Source organism: Zobellella sp. DQSA1 (assembly GCF_041950555.1).
In the GTDB taxonomy this organism is placed as follows: domain Bacteria; phylum Pseudomonadota; class Gammaproteobacteria; order Enterobacterales; family Aeromonadaceae; genus Oceanimonas.
This window is the reverse complement of sequence record NZ_CP169531.1, coordinates 3,266,105-3,282,889: the sequence shown is the minus strand read 5'-3', so window position 1 is coordinate 3,282,889 and position 16,785 is coordinate 3,266,105. Positions and strand designations below refer to the sequence as shown.

The window sequence follows — 16,785 nt, the reverse complement described above, 5'->3', positions numbered from 1 at the left end:
TTTCTTATTTAGACCCGGCCGGAGGGAAAGTTGCAAGAGGCCGTGGTCGCCATTTTCCCCGACGGTATTACTCAAAGCAGGATTTCCCTGGCCAGTTCGATCAGCGCCATGCGCGAGGGATGATCGCCCCTGTCCTTGTGCCAGGCGAAATAGAAAAAGCGGCTGAGCACGAGCTCCGCCACCGGCAAGGCCACCAGGGTGCCGGCGGCCAGTTCGTCGGCTACGCTCAGGCGCGACATGCAACTGAGCCAGGGGCGGGACAGCAGCAGCCGCTTGATGGTGGGCAGGTGCGGGTATTCCTGGCGAATGTTCAGGGGGCCGAGCCGGCCGGCGAGGGCCTGCTCGAAGGTATCCCGGGTGCCGGAGCCGGACTCGCGCAGTATCCATTCGCATTCCGCCAGTTGCGCCAGGGTTACGTTCTGCTCCCGGGACAGAGGGTGCTGCGGCCGGCAAACGATGACCAGTTCGTCCTGGCACCAGGGTTCCAACCGCAACCATTTTTCCTGGGCGTGAGCTTCAATCAGCGCCATTTCCAGCCTGCCCTGGTACAGCTGCTGCAACAGGCTGTGGGTGTTGTCCACCGCCAGGCTGATGTCGAGCTGGGGATAGCGGCGGGAGCTGTATTCCACCAGCTCGGGGATCCAGCAGTCGGCGATGGTGCGGCTTGCACCCAGGCGCAGCTGCCCGGCGATGGGGCTTTTGCCCTTGAATCCCTGCTCGATGAGGTAGCTCTCGGCCAGTATTTTCTGGGCCCGGGGCAGTAGCCAGAGCCCCCAGGCGTTGAGCTTGAGTCTGCGGCCGACCCGATCGAACAGGGGGTGGTTGAGCTGACGCTCCAGCTCCTGCAGCGACATGGTGGCCGCCGACTGGGTCATGGCCAGCAGTTCGGCGGCCCGGCTCAGGCTGCCGTTTTCCGCTATGCAGACAAACAGCCGCAACTGCTTGAGGGTAAAGTTCATCCCAGGGCGCCCAGCACCAGCATAATGATGAACAGCAGCACTAGGCCGAAGGCGCCTATCGCCAGGCCGGTACGCAGCATGTCCTTGGTGGTGACCAGGCCGGTGGCGTAGGCCAGGGCATTGGGCGGGGTGCTCACCGGCAGTATCATGCCCAGGGAGCAGGACAGGGCCACCAGCACCAGGGCCGTATCCAGGCCATAGTCGGCCATGCCGTCGTAGCCGGTGGCCACGGCGGCGGTGATCGGTAGTATCAGGTTGGCGGTGGCGGTGTTGGACATGACGTTGGCCAGCAGGAAGCACACCAACAGCAGGCTGAGCAGTATGGCCGCGCCGGGCAGATGCTCGAGGGGCAGTGACAGGGCCAGCTTGCGCGCCAGCCCCGACTGATCCAGGGCCAGCCCCAGGGCGATGCCCCCCGCCACCAGCCAGAGCACATCCCAGTTGATCTTCTGCAGGTCCGAAGGGGTGATGATGCCGGTGAGGCTGAACACCACCAACGGGATGATGGCCACCACATAGCTGTTCATGCCGTGCCAGAAAGAGGTGAGCCACAACAGTATGGTCAGGGCGAAAGTGATGTAGAGCAGCCAGGGCCGGGGCCCGCGCACAAACTTGCTGCTCAGAGTCAGGCACAGGCCCAGCTCGGCGGCAGGGTAAAGCCGGAGCAGTAGCCGCCAGGAGGCGAGCAGCAGCACCAGCACTAGGGGCACGGCGAAGGCCATCCAGGTCAGGAAGTCGACCGGGTTGGCCATGTACTGCAGGGCGATGGCGTTGGGCGGAGTGCCGATGGGGGTGCCGATGCCGCCCAGGTTGGCGGCGATGGGTATGGCCAGCAGCAGGCCGCGGGTGGATGGCGCCTGCAGCCCGAGGCTGGCGAACACCGGCCCCATGATGGTGAGCATCATCAGGGTGGTGGCGGTGTTGGACATGAACATGGAGAACAGCGCCGTGATCAGCATGACGCCCAGCATCAGCCTGTCGTGGCTGGCCATAAAGGGACGCAGCAGATAGTTGGCCAGGTTGGTGTCGAGTCTGTACTTGGCCGCGCCCAGGGCCAGGGCGAAGCCGCCCAGGAAGAGGATGATGATGGGGGAGGCGAAGCTGCCCATGATGGCCTGGTAGGGCAACAGCTCGCCCAGGGGCTGGCCAGCGTCCTCCCGCAGGAACCAGACGGCGGCCTGGTCCGACACCGTGACCAGCAGCAGGCCGATGATCAGCAGGGAAGTGGCAAACACCGGCACCGGCTCCAGCACCCACAACAGGGCGGCGAGCAGGAAGATGGCCAGCAGCCGCTGTTCGACCAGGCTGGGGTCGGGCAGTGGCAGCAGTTCGGCGGGCAAGTTCAGCACCACCAGCGGCAGCAGCAGGGCGATCAGCAGTTTAACGTGGTTTGGCATCTGGACCTCGCACGGACGTGTTGATTTTGGCGTCATGGCCTCGAACGGGTCCGTTGATATCATGACCTCGCGCGGGCGCGTTGATATCATGACCTCGCACGGACGCGTTGATGGTCTGCTCGCTTATCAGGCGGATGTCGACCTGCTGGTGCGGGATCTGGATCTGGTGCCCGCGCAACCGGGCCAGCAGCAGGTTGTGCAACTCGTGGGTCATGGGCATGCGGTGGCTCATGTCTTCCACATAGACCCGCACTTCGTACACCAGGGCCGAGTCGGTCAACTCTATCAGGAATACTTCGGGGATGGGATTGTCCAGGATCAGGCTGCATTCCTTTATCGCCTCGTGGGTCAAACGCTGCACCAGTTCGATGTCCGCATCCAGCCGTACCCGTACCAGCAGCTTGACCCGGGTGATGGCGTCGGACAGGGACCAGTTGACGAACTGCTCGGTGATAAAGGCCTTGTTGGGCACGATAATTTCTCGCCTGTCCCAGTCCACTATGGTGGTGGCCCGGGTCTTGATCTTGGAGATGGTGCCGGTGAGCTCGCGAATGGTGACGGTGTCGCCGATACGGATCGGCTTTTCGAACAGGATGATCAGGCCGGACACGAAGTTGGCGAAGATCTCCTGCAGGCCGAAACCGAGGCCCACCGACAGGGCGGCCACCAGCCACTGGGTCTTGGACCAGTCGATGCCGAGCATGGCGAAGGTGGTGAAGGCGCCGACCATCAGCACGACATATTTTGACATGGTGGTGATGGCGAAACCGGTGCCGGGAGAGAGGTTCAGGTGCTGCAGCAGGCTGAGCTCCATCAGGCCGGGCAGGTTGCGGGCGGTGATCCAGGTGAGCACCACCACGAACAGGGCGATCACCAGATCCTTGAGCGAGATGGGAACCAGGGTGTCTTCCCCGGCCAGGCTGGTGGAAACCTGCCAGACCTGGATGCTGTCGAGGAAGCTGAAGGCGGTGTTGATCTCCGACCACAGCAGCATCAGGCTGAGGATATAGCCCAGCATCAGCACCGAACGCAGTAACCCCAGGGACTGGGCGCTGATGGTATCCAGGTCCACCTCGGCCACGGCGGCGGCTTCCGCCTCCGGACTGGGCGGGGTTTCCATCGTTTCTTCCTTTTCCTTGTGCTCTTTACGCTGGGCCAGGATTTCCGCGCGCCGGGCCTTGGCCCGCTCGAAGGCCAACCGCCGGCGCTGGATCAGCATCCAGCGACGGACCAGGAAATAGGCCATCAGGAAGCTGATGCCCACCAGCACCGAGATCTCCAGTTGGCGCAGCAGGGTATGGGCGGTAAAAAGGTAGCCCATGGCGGTGGCGACCAGGGACAGCAGCGGCGCCAGGATCAGCAGTCCCCATAGCAGGTGGTTGACCAGGGTCAGGTGCTCCCGGCGGGGGGTGGACACCAGCAGCGGCAGATCCGCCCGGTACAGGCGCCAGGAGAACAGGCTGAGCAGCAGGCAGATGAACATGAAGCCGAGCCGGCCCAGGGTGTCGTAGAGGGAAAACTCCCGGTATTCCTGGGCGGTGTAGAACAGCAGCAGGGCCGGCAGCATGGTCAACACCAAGGTTTGGAACTGGCGCCAGACCCGGCGCACCTGCTCCCGTGGCAGGTTGAAGTGCACCACCAGCAGGCCCTTGTTCATCATCAGGTTGCCGATGAACATCAGGATGAACACCGGCAGCATCAGCTTGCCCAAGGCATGGGACAGGGCCAGCACCACCGGCGGCGCCCAGGGTGAGTCGATGGCCCTGGAGAGCAGCGATAATAAGGCCGGCAGCGGCAGGGCGGTGAGCAGGCTGAGTAGCAGGGTGTTGAAGGTGTAGTCGTACTTGTCCTGGGTAACGTTGCCGATACGCGGGCTGATTTTCTCCAGGTAATCGCGCAGGCTGCGCCGGCTCAGGAACCAGAGGTAGAGCACCATCATGGAACTGACGCCGTACAGGCTGAGGCTGGCGCCGCCCTGCAGCAGCAGGGACTGGGGCAGGGCAGTCCAGGTGCTGGCGGTCAGCAGCCAGCCCAGGGTTTCCATCAGGGCCTGGGGAAACTGGCTGCCGATGGGACGCAGATCCGGCAACCAGAACAGCCGCTCGTCGGTGAGGGTCCGAATTTCGGCCAATTGACTGTTTTGCCGACTGTAGGCGACCTTGAGTCGGGTCTGTTCATGGATCTGGTTGTCGGTGGCGCCGACCAACTGCTCCAGCAACCGGCGTTGAGTGGCCAGCAGTTCATCGAGCTGGGTCAACTGGGCGTCGGTCAGGCCCTCGGCCTGCTCGCTCAGCAGCAGACTGGTGCGGTAGTTGCCGGTGCGCAGGCTGTCGAGGGACTCCTGGTAGCCGTACTTGTCAACCCGGCTCTGCACGATCCGGGCCTCCAGCTGGGGCAGGGAATAGGAGGATGGCAGCTCGTTCAGGCGGTTGCGCAGGTTTTCGCCAAAGCCCCGACTGACCTGCAGCCATTCCAGCTGCTCCTTGAGGTTGGCCTTCATGGTAGACAGCTCGGAGGCGGCCCGTTCCGCCGCCTGGTATTCCAGCTGCAGCGCCTCGACCTCTCGGCTCTTCTGCGCGAGCTCGGTGGACAGCCGCTGGTTGATTTCCTGCTGGGCTGCCAGCAGGGGAGCGTCGGCCCCGAACTCGTCCTGCAGGCGTTCGCTCTCGGCGATGGCGGCCTCGGTGGTGGCCCGGCGCAACTCGTTCTGGCGGTTTTGCAGGGCGTCGATATAGGTATCCAGATCCTGCAACCGGGCCTGGGCGATATCCAGCTTCAGTCGGTTGAGGTTGTCCCTGTTGCCGGCGGACAGCTGCTCCAGTTCCAGCGTCTGGATGCGGGTTTGCAGACTCTGTTCACGCACCAGGGCCAGTACGCGGTTGGCCGTCTGTTGCCGGCTCTGGCTGTCCGAGAATTGCAGTTCATCCAGATTTTGCTGGGTACGACGTAGTTGCTGGCGCAGATCGTCCAGCAGGCTGTGCTGATCACCTGCCCCCAGTTCCTGCAGGTTGAGGGTATTGGCGAGATCGTCCCGCTGGCGCCTGAGTTCCAGGCGTCGGGCCTGGGCATCGACTAGGGACTGCTGCACCGCCTCTTCGTCCAGACGGGGGATGTTGCCGGTGGCGGTGGGCTTGAGCCCGGACCGTTCGCGTTCCAGCTTCCTGAGCTCGGCCGGGTAGTCATCCATGAACCGCCGGAGTGTCTGGGCCTGCTTGCGATAGCGTTCGCTTTCGCGTACCAGTTGCAGGGCCTGGTTGTAGCTGTCGCGCAATTTCTGCAGTTCGGGCCTGTCCCCCTCGGGGATTTCGGCCAGCAGGGCCTCGATGTCGGCGACGCTCTGATCTGCCGGCACCGGGGCCGGCAGCAACAGGAGGGCAAAAAACAGCAGTATGGGGGCAAACACGGCTGACTCTCGATGTTAGGGATTAAAGCCTGTGAGGGCTCAGCCCCGCAGCAGGCGTCCGAATTCGGTGCCCATGCGGGTGGGAGTGCCGGGCTGGAACGTTTCGGACAATTCGACCCGGCCGGGGGCAAACAGGCAGACCACGGTGCTGCCCAGTTTGAAACGGCCCATCTCCTCGCCCTTGGCCAGGCGCGGCGCCGTGGCCGGATCGTAATCCCAGCGCTGCACGCGTTTTCCCGCGGGCGGGGTGATGGTGCCGGCCCACACGGTTTCGATGCTGGCCACTATGGTGGCGCCCACCAGCACCAGGGCCATGGGCCCGGCGGCGGTATCGAAGACGCACACTACCCGCTCGTTGCGGGCAAAGAGTTCGGGCACCCGCTCGGCGGTGAGTGGGTTGACCGAGAACAGCTCGCCGGGCACGTAGATCATGGTCCTGAGTACCCCGTCGAGGGGCATGTGGATGCGATGATAGTCCTTGGGCGCCAGGTAGATGGTAGCGAAGTCGCCGCCCATGAAGGGTTCGGCCAGGGCCTTGTCGCCGCCGAGCAGGCCCCGGGCGCTGTAGTCGTGGCCCTTGGCCTGGATAATGCGGCCCTGCTGGATGGAGGCCAACTGGCTGATGGCACCGTCCACCGGCATGGCGAGGGTTTCTTCGCCTTCCACCAGCGGGCGCACCCCTTCCCTGAGCGGGCGGGTAAAGAAGTCGTTGAAGCTCTGGTAGTGGCCCGGATCCGGATATTGGGCTTCGTTCATGTCTACCCGGTAGCGTTGGATAAAGCGGCGGATCAGCCACTGGGTGAGGCGGCCACCTTCCATGGCCGCGAGACGGCCGACCAGACGGGATATCAGGTGTTTGGGTAGCAGGTATTGCAACAGAATTTTAAGGCTATCGATCATAGGGAGTCCGAACAATGACAGGGAAAAGGATCAGGATTTGGGATGGTGGCGGCTGGGTTTGTCCGCCATGGCATCCATGATGCGATGGTAGCTGTCGAGCCGCTCGGGATGGATATGGCCATCCGTCCTGGCCTGTTGCAGCAGGCAGCCCGGATCGGTGCCGTGCTTGCAGTCGCGGAAGCGGCAGCCGCCGAGGTAATGCCGAAATTCGCGGAAGCACCAGGCCACCCGCTCGGGAGGCAGGTGCCAGAGGGAAAACTCACGGATGCCCGGCGAGTCGACAAGGGAGCCGCCGGACGGGAAATGATAGAGCCGGGCGGTAGTGGTGGTGTGCTGGCCCAGACCGGAGTTATCGGACACGGCGCCGGTGGTGGCTTCCACGTGGGGCATCACCGCATTGACCAGGGACGACTTGCCGACACCAGACTGGCCGATAAAGATGCTGGTGTGATCGTTAAGCGCCAGCTTGAGTTGCTCCAGGCCTTCGCCGGTGTCACAACTGACCAGCAGCACCTGGTACCCGATATCCCGGTAGCGTTGCAGGGCCTGCTCCGCCTGCCGGCGCTGTTCGTCGGTCAGCAGATCCACCTTGTTCAGCACTATCATCGGCGGCATTTCGACATCCTCGGCCGCGACCAGGTAGCGGTCGATGATGTGGCAGCTGAGCTCGGGCAATACCGCCGACACCACCACTATCTGGTCGATATTGGCGGCTACCGGCTTGATGCCGTCGTAGTAGTCGGGACGGGTGAGCACGGTCTGGCGGGGGTGCACCGCTTCCACCACGCCGCTAATGCCTTGCATGGCTTCCACGCCCGGGCGCCATACCACCCGATCGCCGGTGACCAGGGAGCTCAGGGTCCGGCGCAGATTGCAGCGATGGATACGGCCTTCATGGTCTTCGATGTCGGCGTGCTGGCCGAAGCGGCTGATCACCACCCCTTCCTGGGGCTGACCGAGCAGGCTGTCATCAATGGTTTCCACCTGCTGGCGCTTGAGCCGCCGGCTGTGATTATCACTTACCCGGCGCTTCTGGCCTTTGCTGAGCTGTTTTTTCTTGGTCACGATGTCCTCGAACCCGTTTTCACTGCGGCTATGATACACTTTCCCACTCAAACTTGTCCTACATTGCCATACAGCTAGAGACCCAAGATGAGCCAAAATGCAGAAAACCTGGTCTGGATCGATCTGGAAATGACCGGCTTGGAGCCGGACGAACATCGGATTATCGAGATTGCCAGCATAGTGACCGACAAGGAACTGAAGGTGCTGGCCGAAGGGCCGGTGCTGGCCATCCACCAGCCGGAGGCGGAACTGGCCAAGATGGACGAGTGGAATGTGCGTACTCATACCGGCTCTGGGCTGGTGGCGCGGGTGCAGGCAAGCACGGTGGCCGAGGCCGACGCGGTGGAGCAGACGCTGGCGTTTCTGCGCCAGTGGGTGCCGGAGAAGAGCTCGCCCCTGTGCGGCAACTCCATCGGCCAGGATCGACGCTTTCTGGTGCGGCATATGCCGGAGCTGGAAGCCTTTTTCCATTACCGTAATATCGACGTCAGTACCGTCAAGGAGCTGGTGCGTCGCTGGCAGCCGGGGCTGCTGGCTCAGTTCAATAAAACAGGCAGCCACCAAGCTCTGGACGATATCCGCGAATCCATCGCCGAACTGCAGTTCTACCGGGAGAGGGTGTTCAAAATCTGAGTGCTTTTCACCCGTCTGCTGGTAAATTCAGCAAACAATAAGCGGGGGCGAAAAAAATCTTGCATTCGATCAATCGGCTCGTATAATTCGCCTCCCGTAGCCAGACGGAATTGCAAAGCAAATTGCTGGTTACGATAAGGTTTATGCGGGAATAGCTCAGTTGGTAGAGCACAACCTTGCCAAGGTTGGGGTCGCGAGTTCGAGTCTCGTTTCCCGCTCCAAATTAAGAATGCGGGTCACCAAGCCGGTGTTCGAAGCAAGTTAAAGTCTGCGGGAATAGCTACTGTTAGTAGAGCCTGACCTTGCTGAAGCGATGGGGGGCGCGACGCGGCCCCATGCACAAGTTAGAAGTATCATGCGGGAATAGCTCAGTTGGTAGAGCACAACCTTGCCAAGGTTGGGGTCGCGAGTTCGAGTCTCGTTTCCCGCTCCAAATTAAAGAATGCGGGTCACCAAGCCGGTGTTCGAAGCAAGTTAAAGTCTGCGGGAATAGCTCAGTGGATGGAGCTTGGCCTTGCTGAAGTTGATGAGGGTCGCGGCGCGGCCCCATGCACAAGTTTAGAAGTGTTATGCGGGAATAGCTCAGTTGGTAGAGCACAACCTTGCCAAGGTTGGGGTCGCGAGTTCGAGTCTCGTTTCCCGCTCCAAATTAAAGAATGCGGGTCACCAAGCCGGTGTTCGAAGCAAGTTAAAGTCTGCGGGAATAGCTCAGTTGATGGAGCTTGACCTTGCTGAAGTTGATGAGGGTCGCGGCGCGGCCCCATACACAAGTTTAGAAGTGTTATGCGGGAATAGCTCAGTTGGTAGAGCACAACCTTGCCAAGGTTGGGGTCGCGAGTTCGAGTCTCGTTTCCCGCTCCAAATTAGAAAAGCCGACCTCAGGGTCGGTTTTTTTGTGCGTGCAAACGGCTTCGATGTATCCGATGTATCAACCTGGCCTTCACCGAGCATGCTCCGGCATGCCCTTGTCCACGGCGCGGATCAGTCGCTCCGTCTTGCGATCCGACCGGGCCAGCCCGGCCCGTTGCCGCGCCAGGGCCCAGTCGATATGTTCCCGCACCAACTCGTCCACCTCTTCCCGTTTTTGTTCCAGCGTCTGAATGATGTGTTCCGAGGCGGGGGCGTTGCCCAGGGCCACGGCGATATTGCGCAGCCAGCGGCGATGGCCGATACGACGGATGGGGCTGCCTTCGGTCATTTTCAGGAAGTGTGCTTCGCTCCAGGCAAACAGGGTGAGCAGCTCGGGGGCGTGCAGGTCATCCCGGGCAGTAAAATCCGGCTCCCGGCTGGCCCCGGCGAAGCGGTTCCAGGGGCAGATTAACTGACAGTCGTCGCAACCGTAGATGCGGTTGCCCATTAACGGACGGAAGGGTTCCGGTATGGGGCCGTCCAGCTCTATGGTGAGGTAGGAGATGCAGCGCCGGGCGTCCACCACATAGGGGGCGACGATGGCGCCGGTGGGGCAGGTGGTGATGCAGGCCACACACTTGCCGCAGCCTTCTTCCACCGGGGTATCTACCGGCAGCGGCAGGTTGACCAGCAGCTCCCCCAGAAAGAAAAAGGAACCCTGCTGGCGGTTGAGCAACAGCGAGTGTTTGCCCACCCAGCCGATGCCGGCTTTGGCCGCCAGTGGCCGCTCCAGTATCGGTGCCGAGTCGACGAAGGGGCGGGCGACCAGATCCCGAGCCTGCTCCGCTATCCTGTCGGCCAGCTTCTTCAGCCGGCCCCGCAGCACCTTGTGGTAGTCCCGGCCCAGGGCATAGCGGCTGATATAGCCTTTGTCCGGGTCGCTCAGCACCCGGGCGATGGCGGCCTGCTCCGGCAGGTAGTTCATGCGCACCGATATCACCCGCAAGGTGCCTGGCAGCAGTTCCTGGGGACGAGCGCGCATCATGCCGTGGCGGGCCATGTATTCCATCTCACCGTGGTAGCCCTTGTCCAACCAGTCGGCGAGCAGGGGCTCATGGGCGACCAGGTCGGTATCGGTGATGCCCAACTGGTCAAAGCCTAGCTCCGCTGCCCAGAGCTTGATATCGTGAGCCAAAGTGGCAAGGTCGGGAGTGATCATGAGCATTATCGGTCTGGAAAAGCCCCATAGTCTAACACAGTCGCTCTGGGACTCGGAGCAGATCCGGGAAGGGGAAAGGCAGGCGGCGGCGTCCGCCGGCATCGCCCTGTACGAACTGATGTCCCGGGCCGGTCTGGCGGTCTTCGAGCTGGCCCGACGGCAATGGCCACAGGCCCGGCACTGGTGGGTCTTTACCGGTGGCGGCAATAACGGCGGCGATGGCTATGTGGTGGCTCGCCTGGCCCGGTCGGCGGGCATTCGGGTGCAACTGGTGCAACTGGGGGACGCCGATGCCCTGGCCGGGGACGCGGCCCTGGCCCGGGATCACTACCGGGCTGACGGCGGCGCCATCGAAAGCCTGGGCGCCCTGCAGGGCCGTCCGGATCTGGTCATCGACGCTCTGCTCGGCACCGGTCTCAAGGGCGAGGTGAGGGAAGCCGTTCGCCAGCATATCCGGCGCATCAACGACACCGGGGCGCCGGTGCTGTCGGTGGATCTGCCTTCCGGCCTATGCGCCGACACCGGCCGGCTGCTGGGGGAGACGGTGCGGGCATCTCTTACCCTGAGTTTCGTCGGGCTGAAACCCGGCCTGCTGACCGGGCGAGGACCCGATGTGTGCGGTCGGGTCTGCCTGGCGGATCTGGGTATCCAGCCCCGCTTGCAGCAGGTGCCGGTTGCCCGCCTGCTGCACTGGGAGCAGGAACGAAGGGCCCTGCCCACCCGGCGGCAGGGAGCCCACAAGGGCGAAGCCGGCCGGCTGTTGATCGCGGGCGGCAATGAAGGCATGAATGGCGCCGTCAGGCTGGCCGGGGAGGCGGCGCTGCGCTGCGCCACCGGGTTGGTGCGCATCGTCAGTCATCCTGCACATGCGCAGCTCCTGAACTTGCACCGGCCCGAGCTGATGACGGCAGCCTTCCCGGAATTCAGTCACTGGGACTGGGGTGATGCACTGGTACTGGGGCCGGGGCTGGGCCGCGACCCATGGGCCGAGGCCTTGTTCGACGCGGCCATGGACAGCGGTCTGCCCATGGTGATCGATGCGGATGCCCTGTATTTTCTCGCCGGAAACAAGGTGCGCCTGCCGGCCGTTCGGCCCTGGGTATTGACGCCGCATCCGGGGGAAGCCGCGGTGCTGCTGGAGTGCAGCCTGGCGGACGTTGAGGCGGATCGGATGGCGGCGGTGCGTACCATCCAGCGGCAATATGGTGGTGTGGTGGTGCTCAAGGGGGCCGGCAGCTTGATCGCGAATGAGCACCATGTCAGTTTATGTCATTATGGTAATCCCGGTATGGCCTCGGGGGGTATGGGCGACCTGTTATCTGGTATAATCGGCGCCTTTATGGCTCAGGGCGTGAGCCCTGCCCTGGCGGCCCCCCTGGCGGTGTGCCTGCACGGCCTGGCCGGTGACAGGGCGGCGGCCGAAGGAATGCTTGGCTTGCTGGCATCGGATTTGTTATCTCCACTAAGAAGCCTTATTAATCAAGTAGATGAAAATGACAATAAATAAGTGGACCCTGGTATTAAACGATGAAGGGGAGACCCTGGCCCTGGGACAAAAGTTGGCCCAGGCCTGCAGCGAAGCCGCGGTCATTTTTCTGCATGGCGAGCTGGGGGCCGGTAAAACGACCCTCAGTCGGGGAATTATCACTGCCCTGGGCCATGAAGGAAAAGTCAAAAGCCCGACTTATACCCTGGTCGAGCCCTATCAGACCCCGGCCTGGCAAATATACCACTTCGATCTTTATCGCCTGGCAGACCCGGAAGAGTTGGAATATATGGGCATTCGAGATTATTTTACTCAGGACAGTTTGTGTCTGATCGAATGGCCGGAGCGAGGTCATGGCATCCTGCCGCCGGCGGATCTGGAAATTACCCTCAGCTATGAAGGCATGCGGCGCATGGCGTTATTGGAGGCCCGCACCTCGGTAGGCGTGGCGTTGCTGGAGAAAGTACAAGCGTGAAGTCGATAGTTGCTTTTTTCTTTATGCTGTTCAGCGTGTCGGCCTGGGCCAATCAGCTGGAAAGTATCCGTATCTGGCCTTCGCCGGACAATACCCGTATCGTGCTGGACATGGGATCGGCCCCCAACTACGAATATTTTATGCTCAACGATCCCCACCGTCTGGTGGTGGATTTGCGGCAGACCCAAAGCCGAGTCAATTTTGGTGCCATTACCAACAACAGCGAACTGATCACCCGCATTCGGGACAGCAAGCCGGCGACGGCGGGCGGTTACCGGCTGGTCTTTGAACTCACGTCCGGGGTCAAGCCGGTGGTGTTCCCGCTGGCGCCGGCCGGAGAGTACGGTCATCGCCTGGTTGTCGATCTGCCCTATGCCGACTCGAGCCGGGCACCGCAACAGGTAGTACGATCCGCGGCGCCGGTGGGCCAGAAAGAAATCGTGGTGGCCATCGATCCCGGCCACGGCGGGGAAGACCCGGGGGCCATAGGGCCGCGCAAAAACCGGGAAAAACACATTACTCTGTCTGTCTCCCGTCGCCTGGCCGAACTTATCAACCAGGAGCCGGGCATGAGGGCGGTGCTGACCCGTACCGGAGATTACTTCGTCAACCTTAACCAGCGCTCTGAAATTGCCCGCAAGGCCAAGGCGGATCTGTTGTTGTCCATTCACGCCGACAGTGTCGCCAACCAGGGCCCGCGCGGGGCCTCTGTCTGGGTGCTGTCGTCCAACCGGGCCAACCGGGAAATGGCCAGTTGGCTGGAAAAACAGGAACGCCAATCCGAGTTGCTCGGCGGAGTGGGGGAAGTGATCTCCCAGACCGACGGCAACCCCTATCTGACCCGAACTTTCCTCGACCTGTCGATGGACAGGTCCCGGGCCGACAGCTACGCCATCAGCGAGCATATTCTGTCGGCCATGGGGCGTGTGGTGCGTCTGCACAAGAGCAAGCCCGAGCATGCGAGCCTGGCGGTATTGAAGTCGCCGGATATTCCCTCCATCCTGATCGAGGCTGGCTTTATCTCCAATCCCCAGGAGGAGCAGTTGCTGATCACTGCCGATCATCAGCAGAAGATCGCCCAGGCGGTGTTCAACGGCGTGAAGTCCTATTACCGGCAGAACCCGCCCAGCGGCACCATGATGGCCAGTCAGCCAGCCCAGGGCGGCGCGCGCCAGCATACGGTCCGCTCCGGGGAAAGCCTGTCGCTGATCGCCCAGCGCTACGGTATCAGTGTCAGCCTGCTAAAAGGCCATAATCGATTGCAGTCCGATGTGGTGCGCATTGGCCAGGTACTGGATATTCCGGGGAGCTGATATGCCAATCCAGATACTGCCGGCGCGACTGGCCAACCAGATTGCCGCCGGTGAAGTGGTGGAGCGGCCGGCGTCGGTGGTCAAGGAACTGGTGGAAAACAGCCTGGATGCCGGTGCTACCCGGATCGAGGTGGATATCGAGAAAGGCGGGGCCAAGCTGATCCGCATTCGCGATAACGGCGGCGGCATTGCCAAGGATGAACTCACCCTGGCGCTGTCGCGTCACGCGACGTCCAAGGTCAGTACACTGGAGGATCTGGAACAGATCCTGAGTCTGGGCTTTCGTGGCGAGGCGCTGGCCTCGATCAGTTCGGTATCCCGCCTGTTGCTCACCTCCAAGCCGGCGGCGCAGGCTCAGGCCTGGCAGGCGATGGCGGAGGGCCGGGAAATGGAAGTCAAGGTGCAACCGGCTTCCCACCCCAACGGCACCACGGTGGAAGTGGCGGATCTGTTTTTCAATACCCCGGCGCGGCGCAAGTTTCTGCGCGCCGAAAAAACCGAATTCGGCCATATCGATGAGGTCATCCGACGTATCGCCCTCAGCCGGTTCGATATCAGCCTGACCTTGCGTCATAACGGCAAGCCGGTGCGTCAGTACCGGGCGGGTACCCTGCCGTCCCAGCAAGACAAGCGCCTGGCGGCGGTATGCGGCCCGGCTTTTATCGGTTCGGCGCTCCGGCTCGACAGCGAGCACCACGGGCTGCGGCTGTGGGGCTGGCTGGCTCCGCCCGAAGCGGCCCGGGCCCAGGCCGATCTTCAATATACCTATGTCAACGGTCGCATGATGCGTGACAAACTGCTCAATCATGCGGTGCGTCAGGCTTACGGCGATCGCTTGCCGGCCGATGGCAATGCGGCCTTTGTGCTCTATCTGGAGCTGGACGCGCGGGAGGTGGATGTCAACGTACATCCGGCCAAGCACGAAGTGCGTTTTCATCAGGCCAGACTGGTACACGATTTTATCTATCAGGTGTTGGTACAGGCGCTGGCGCATCGCCCGGCCGCCCAGGCTAGCCGGGTAGCAGAACCGCCGGTGGATTATGACGAGGTCTCCCGCCCTTCCGCGCCGGTAAGCTTCCAGGCGCCGAGCCACGGTTATGGCGGAGGAAGAGAGGGGCGAGCCGGCGGCGGGCTGAGCCGGCGGGAGTGGCAGGGCATGACGGGCTTGCTGACCACGCTGGCTCCTCAGCATCAGGCACCGGCTGCCGGGACGACAACCGCTTCCCTGCCTGAAATGGACAGCCAGCCACTGTTGCTGCTCAGGGAGCGAGTCCTGGTGGTATTGCACCAGGAGCAGCTCTGGCTGTGTGATCTGGCCGGTGCCGGTGTCTATGAGAACGGCCGGGTGTTGCTCGAGGTCTGGCAGCAGGGGCTGACGCCGCAGCCCCTGCTGCTGCCCATCAGTATCCCGCTGGATGAACAGCAGCAGTTGGGGTTGACACGACATCGGCAGACACTGCAAAAGCTGGGCCTGGAGTTGAAAAGCGGTAGCAAAGGCACCATTATCCTGACCCGGGTACCGCAACCTTTGCGTCATGCGGATCTGGCGCGGTTGTTCCCCGAACTGTTGGCTCGGCTGGATAGTGATGCCGAAAGCCAGCCCCGGGCGTTGTGCCAGTGGCTGGCCGAGCAAGGGCCGGCGCGCCGGCAAGGCTGGTCCATGGCCGAAGCGGTGACCCTGTGGCAACGGTTGCTGCCGCATCTGCCCGCCACCTTCGGCGAGCTTTCTTTTTTGCAGCCGGTAGCGATAGAGCAACAACTAGACAGGTGGATGGATGGGGACTGAACCCCTCGCAATATTTTTAATGGGTCCCACGGCCTCAGGCAAGACCAGCCTGGCCATGGCGTTGTGCCGGGAGTTGCCCTGTGAGCTGATCAGCGTCGACTCGGCGCTGGTCTATCGGGGGATGGATATCGGTACCGCCAAACCCAGCCCGCAGGAGCAGGCGGAGGCGCCTCACCGGCTGATTGACCTGCTCGATCCGTCGCAGGCTTATTCAGCTGCCGATTTCCGCCGTGATGCGTTGGCGGCCATGGCTGAGATCAGTGCTGCCGGTCGCATCCCGCTGCTGGTCGGCGGCACCATGCTTTACTTCAAGGCATTGCTGGAGGGGCTATCCCCCCTGCCCAGTGCCGATGCCGGCATCAGGGCGCAGATTGAAGCCGAAGCGGCCCGGTTCGGCTGGGAGCAGCTACATCGTCAGCTGGCCGATACCGATCCGGTGGCGGCCGCCAGAATTCATCCCAATGATCCCCAGCGCCTGTCCAGGGCATTGGAAGTTTTTCGCATTTCCGGTAAAACGCTCACAGAATTGACACAACACAAGGATGATCCCCTGCCTTACAAAGTGTTACAGTTCGCGATTGCGCCCAAGGAACGGTCCCTGTTGCACCGGCGTATCGCCGACCGTTTCCGATTGATGCTCGAGCAGGGATTCGAACAGGAAGTCAGGGCCCTGTACCAGCGCGGCGATCTGCATCCGAACCTGCCGTCCATTCGCTGTGTTGGCTACCGGCAAATGTGGGATTACCTGAATGGCGTAGTCGGCTATGATGAAATGGTGGAGCGGGGGATCGCCGCTACCCGGCAATTGGCCAAGCGGCAACTGACCTGGCTCAGGAGCTGGCCGGACATACACTGGCTGGATACTGATAACAAAGAGGCCGGTCTTCACCTGATCGAGCAGGTGAGGCTGGCGCTCAATGAAAGACAACAATAACAATTTCCACAATTACAAAAGATAAGGACAACAAGATGGCTAAGGGACAATCTCTGCAGGATCCGTTTCTGAATGCACTGCGACGCGAGCGGATCCCCGTCTCTATTTATCTGGTGAATGGCATCAAGCTACAGGGCCAGGTTGAGTCGTTCGATCAATTCGTTATTCTGCTGAAAAACACCGTCAGTCAGATGGTGTACAAGCATGCGATTTCGACCGTAGTGCCGGCGAGGCCGGTACACCATCAGGCACCGTCGCCCGGTGGTGCCGAGCAAGCCGATACCGAGCAGGATCAGGATTGATCATGAGTCGGTGCCGTTGCTTACGGCATTATCCTTTGCATACTACCCTATCCGCACGACGGAG

13 protein-coding genes and 4 tRNA genes are annotated in these 16,785 nt (G+C 62.0%); 11 read left to right on the top strand and 6 right to left on the bottom strand.

The window, feature by feature from the left end; genetic code table 11:
• Positions 1–71 precede the first annotated feature (71 nt).
• Genes ACEVBK_RS15710 through rsgA form a run of 5 tightly spaced genes read right to left on the bottom strand, consistent with a single transcriptional unit; the run spans position 72 to position 7,724 of the window.
• A complete protein-coding gene (locus tag ACEVBK_RS15710) occupies positions 72–959 on the bottom strand; it encodes a LysR substrate-binding domain-containing protein (RefSeq protein WP_375055839.1) in 888 nt (295 codons plus the stop codon).
• Positions 956–2,356, bottom strand: coding sequence for an SLC13 family permease (locus ACEVBK_RS15705; RefSeq protein ID WP_375055838.1), 1,401 nt, complete (start codon positions 2,354–2,356; stop codon positions 956–958). The genes ACEVBK_RS15710 and ACEVBK_RS15705 overlap by 4 nt, the downstream gene beginning before the upstream one ends.
• On the bottom strand, positions 2,340–5,759 hold the full coding sequence (gene mscM / locus ACEVBK_RS15700; protein WP_375055837.1) for a miniconductance mechanosensitive channel MscM: 3,420 nt from the start codon (positions 5,757–5,759) through the stop codon (positions 2,340–2,342). The genes ACEVBK_RS15705 and mscM overlap by 17 nt, the downstream gene beginning before the upstream one ends.
• A gap of 39 nt (positions 5,760–5,798) precedes the next feature.
• Positions 5,799–6,659, bottom strand: a complete 861-nt coding sequence (gene asd, locus ACEVBK_RS15695; protein WP_375055836.1) for an archaetidylserine decarboxylase — start codon at positions 6,657–6,659, stop codon at positions 5,799–5,801.
• Between the two features lie 30 nt (positions 6,660–6,689).
• The gene (rsgA, locus tag ACEVBK_RS15690; protein ID WP_375055835.1) at positions 6,690–7,724 is read right to left on the bottom strand and encodes a small ribosomal subunit biogenesis GTPase RsgA; all 1,035 of its coding nucleotides are present in this window, start codon (positions 7,722–7,724) and stop codon (positions 6,690–6,692) included.
• An 87-nt stretch (positions 7,725–7,811) separates the two neighbouring features.
• Here rsgA and orn point away from each other — a divergent pair, with 87 nt between their 5' ends.
• From orn to ACEVBK_RS15665, 5 genes are all read left to right on the top strand, one after another.
• Complete coding sequence (orn, locus tag ACEVBK_RS15685; RefSeq protein ID WP_375055834.1) at positions 7,812–8,357, top strand: oligoribonuclease; 546 nt, start codon at positions 7,812–7,814, stop codon at positions 8,355–8,357.
• Between the two features lie 145 nt (positions 8,358–8,502).
• Positions 8,503–8,578: transfer RNA gene (locus ACEVBK_RS15680), tRNA-Gly, on the top strand.
• 136 nt (positions 8,579–8,714) lie between these two features.
• Positions 8,715–8,790, top strand: a tRNA-Gly gene (locus tag ACEVBK_RS15675).
• A 138-nt stretch (positions 8,791–8,928) separates the two neighbouring features.
• A tRNA-Gly gene (locus tag ACEVBK_RS15670) sits at positions 8,929–9,004 on the top strand.
• 138 nt (positions 9,005–9,142) lie between these two features.
• A tRNA-Gly gene (locus ACEVBK_RS15665) sits at positions 9,143–9,218 on the top strand.
• Positions 9,219–9,297: 79 nt separating this feature from the next.
• Here the strand turns inward: ACEVBK_RS15665 and queG are convergent.
• Positions 9,298–10,425 carry a tRNA epoxyqueuosine(34) reductase QueG gene (gene queG, locus ACEVBK_RS15660; RefSeq protein WP_375055833.1) on the bottom strand — a complete coding sequence of 376 codons (1,128 nt, stop codon included), beginning with the start codon at positions 10,423–10,425 and terminating at the stop codon, positions 9,298–9,300.
• On the opposite strand from queG, the gene ACEVBK_RS15655 reads away from it, so the two are divergent.
• Genes ACEVBK_RS15655 through hfq form a run of 6 tightly spaced genes read left to right on the top strand, consistent with a single transcriptional unit; the run spans position 10,424 to position 16,721 of the window.
• Positions 10,424–11,932 (top strand): NAD(P)H-hydrate dehydratase, encoded by a 1,509-nt coding sequence (locus tag ACEVBK_RS15655; protein ID WP_375055832.1) that lies wholly within the window; start codon positions 10,424–10,426, stop codon positions 11,930–11,932. The two genes, queG and ACEVBK_RS15655, sit on opposite strands and share 2 nt — an antisense overlap.
• Positions 11,919–12,386 carry a tRNA (adenosine(37)-N6)-threonylcarbamoyltransferase complex ATPase subunit type 1 TsaE gene (gene tsaE, locus ACEVBK_RS15650; protein WP_375055831.1) on the top strand — a complete coding sequence of 156 codons (468 nt, stop codon included), beginning with the start codon at positions 11,919–11,921 and terminating at the stop codon, positions 12,384–12,386. Before ACEVBK_RS15655 ends, tsaE begins: the two co-directional genes overlap by 14 nt.
• A complete protein-coding gene (locus tag ACEVBK_RS15645) occupies positions 12,383–13,699 on the top strand; it encodes an N-acetylmuramoyl-L-alanine amidase (RefSeq protein WP_375055830.1) in 1,317 nt (438 codons plus the stop codon). The genes tsaE and ACEVBK_RS15645 overlap by 4 nt, the downstream gene beginning before the upstream one ends.
• Before the next feature lies 1 nt (position 13,700).
• Entirely contained in the window at positions 13,701–15,485 is a 1,785-nt protein-coding gene (mutL, locus tag ACEVBK_RS15640) for a DNA mismatch repair endonuclease MutL (protein ID WP_375055829.1), read from the top strand.
• Complete coding sequence (gene miaA, locus ACEVBK_RS15635) at positions 15,475–16,419, top strand: tRNA (adenosine(37)-N6)-dimethylallyltransferase MiaA (protein ID WP_375055828.1); 945 nt, start codon at positions 15,475–15,477, stop codon at positions 16,417–16,419. The genes mutL and miaA overlap by 11 nt, the downstream gene beginning before the upstream one ends.
• A gap of 35 nt (positions 16,420–16,454) precedes the next feature.
• A complete protein-coding gene (gene hfq / locus ACEVBK_RS15630; protein ID WP_202081985.1) occupies positions 16,455–16,721 on the top strand; it encodes an RNA chaperone Hfq in 267 nt (88 codons plus the stop codon).
• The last annotated feature ends 64 nt before the right edge of the window (positions 16,722–16,785 follow it).

What these genes read in the sequence shown, in the direction of transcription:
- ACEVBK_RS15710 (WP_375055839.1), bottom strand. Translation starts at nt 959, where the DNA reads ATGAACTTTACCCTCAAGCAGTTGCGGCTGTTTGTCTGCATAGCGGAA.
- ACEVBK_RS15705 (WP_375055838.1), bottom strand. Translation starts at nt 2,356, where the DNA reads ATGCCAAACCACGTTAAACTGCTGATCGCCCTGCTGCTGCCGCTGGTG.
- asd (WP_375055836.1), bottom strand. Translation starts at nt 6,659, where the DNA reads ATGATCGATAGCCTTAAAATTCTGTTGCAATACCTGCTACCCAAACAC.
- orn (WP_375055834.1), top strand. Translation starts at nt 7,812, where the DNA reads ATGAGCCAAAATGCAGAAAACCTGGTCTGGATCGATCTGGAAATGACC.
- ACEVBK_RS15655 (WP_375055832.1), top strand. Translation starts at nt 10,424, where the DNA reads ATGAGCATTATCGGTCTGGAAAAGCCCCATAGTCTAACACAGTCGCTC.
- queG (WP_375055833.1), bottom strand. Translation starts at nt 10,425, where the DNA reads ATGATCACTCCCGACCTTGCCACTTTGGCTCACGATATCAAGCTCTGG.
- tsaE (WP_375055831.1), top strand. Translation starts at nt 11,919, where the DNA reads ATGACAATAAATAAGTGGACCCTGGTATTAAACGATGAAGGGGAGACC.
- mutL (WP_375055829.1), top strand. Translation starts at nt 13,701, where the DNA reads ATGCCAATCCAGATACTGCCGGCGCGACTGGCCAACCAGATTGCCGCC.
- miaA (WP_375055828.1), top strand. Translation starts at nt 15,475, where the DNA reads ATGGGGACTGAACCCCTCGCAATATTTTTAATGGGTCCCACGGCCTCA.
- hfq (WP_202081985.1), top strand. Translation starts at nt 16,455, where the DNA reads ATGGCTAAGGGACAATCTCTGCAGGATCCGTTTCTGAATGCACTGCGA.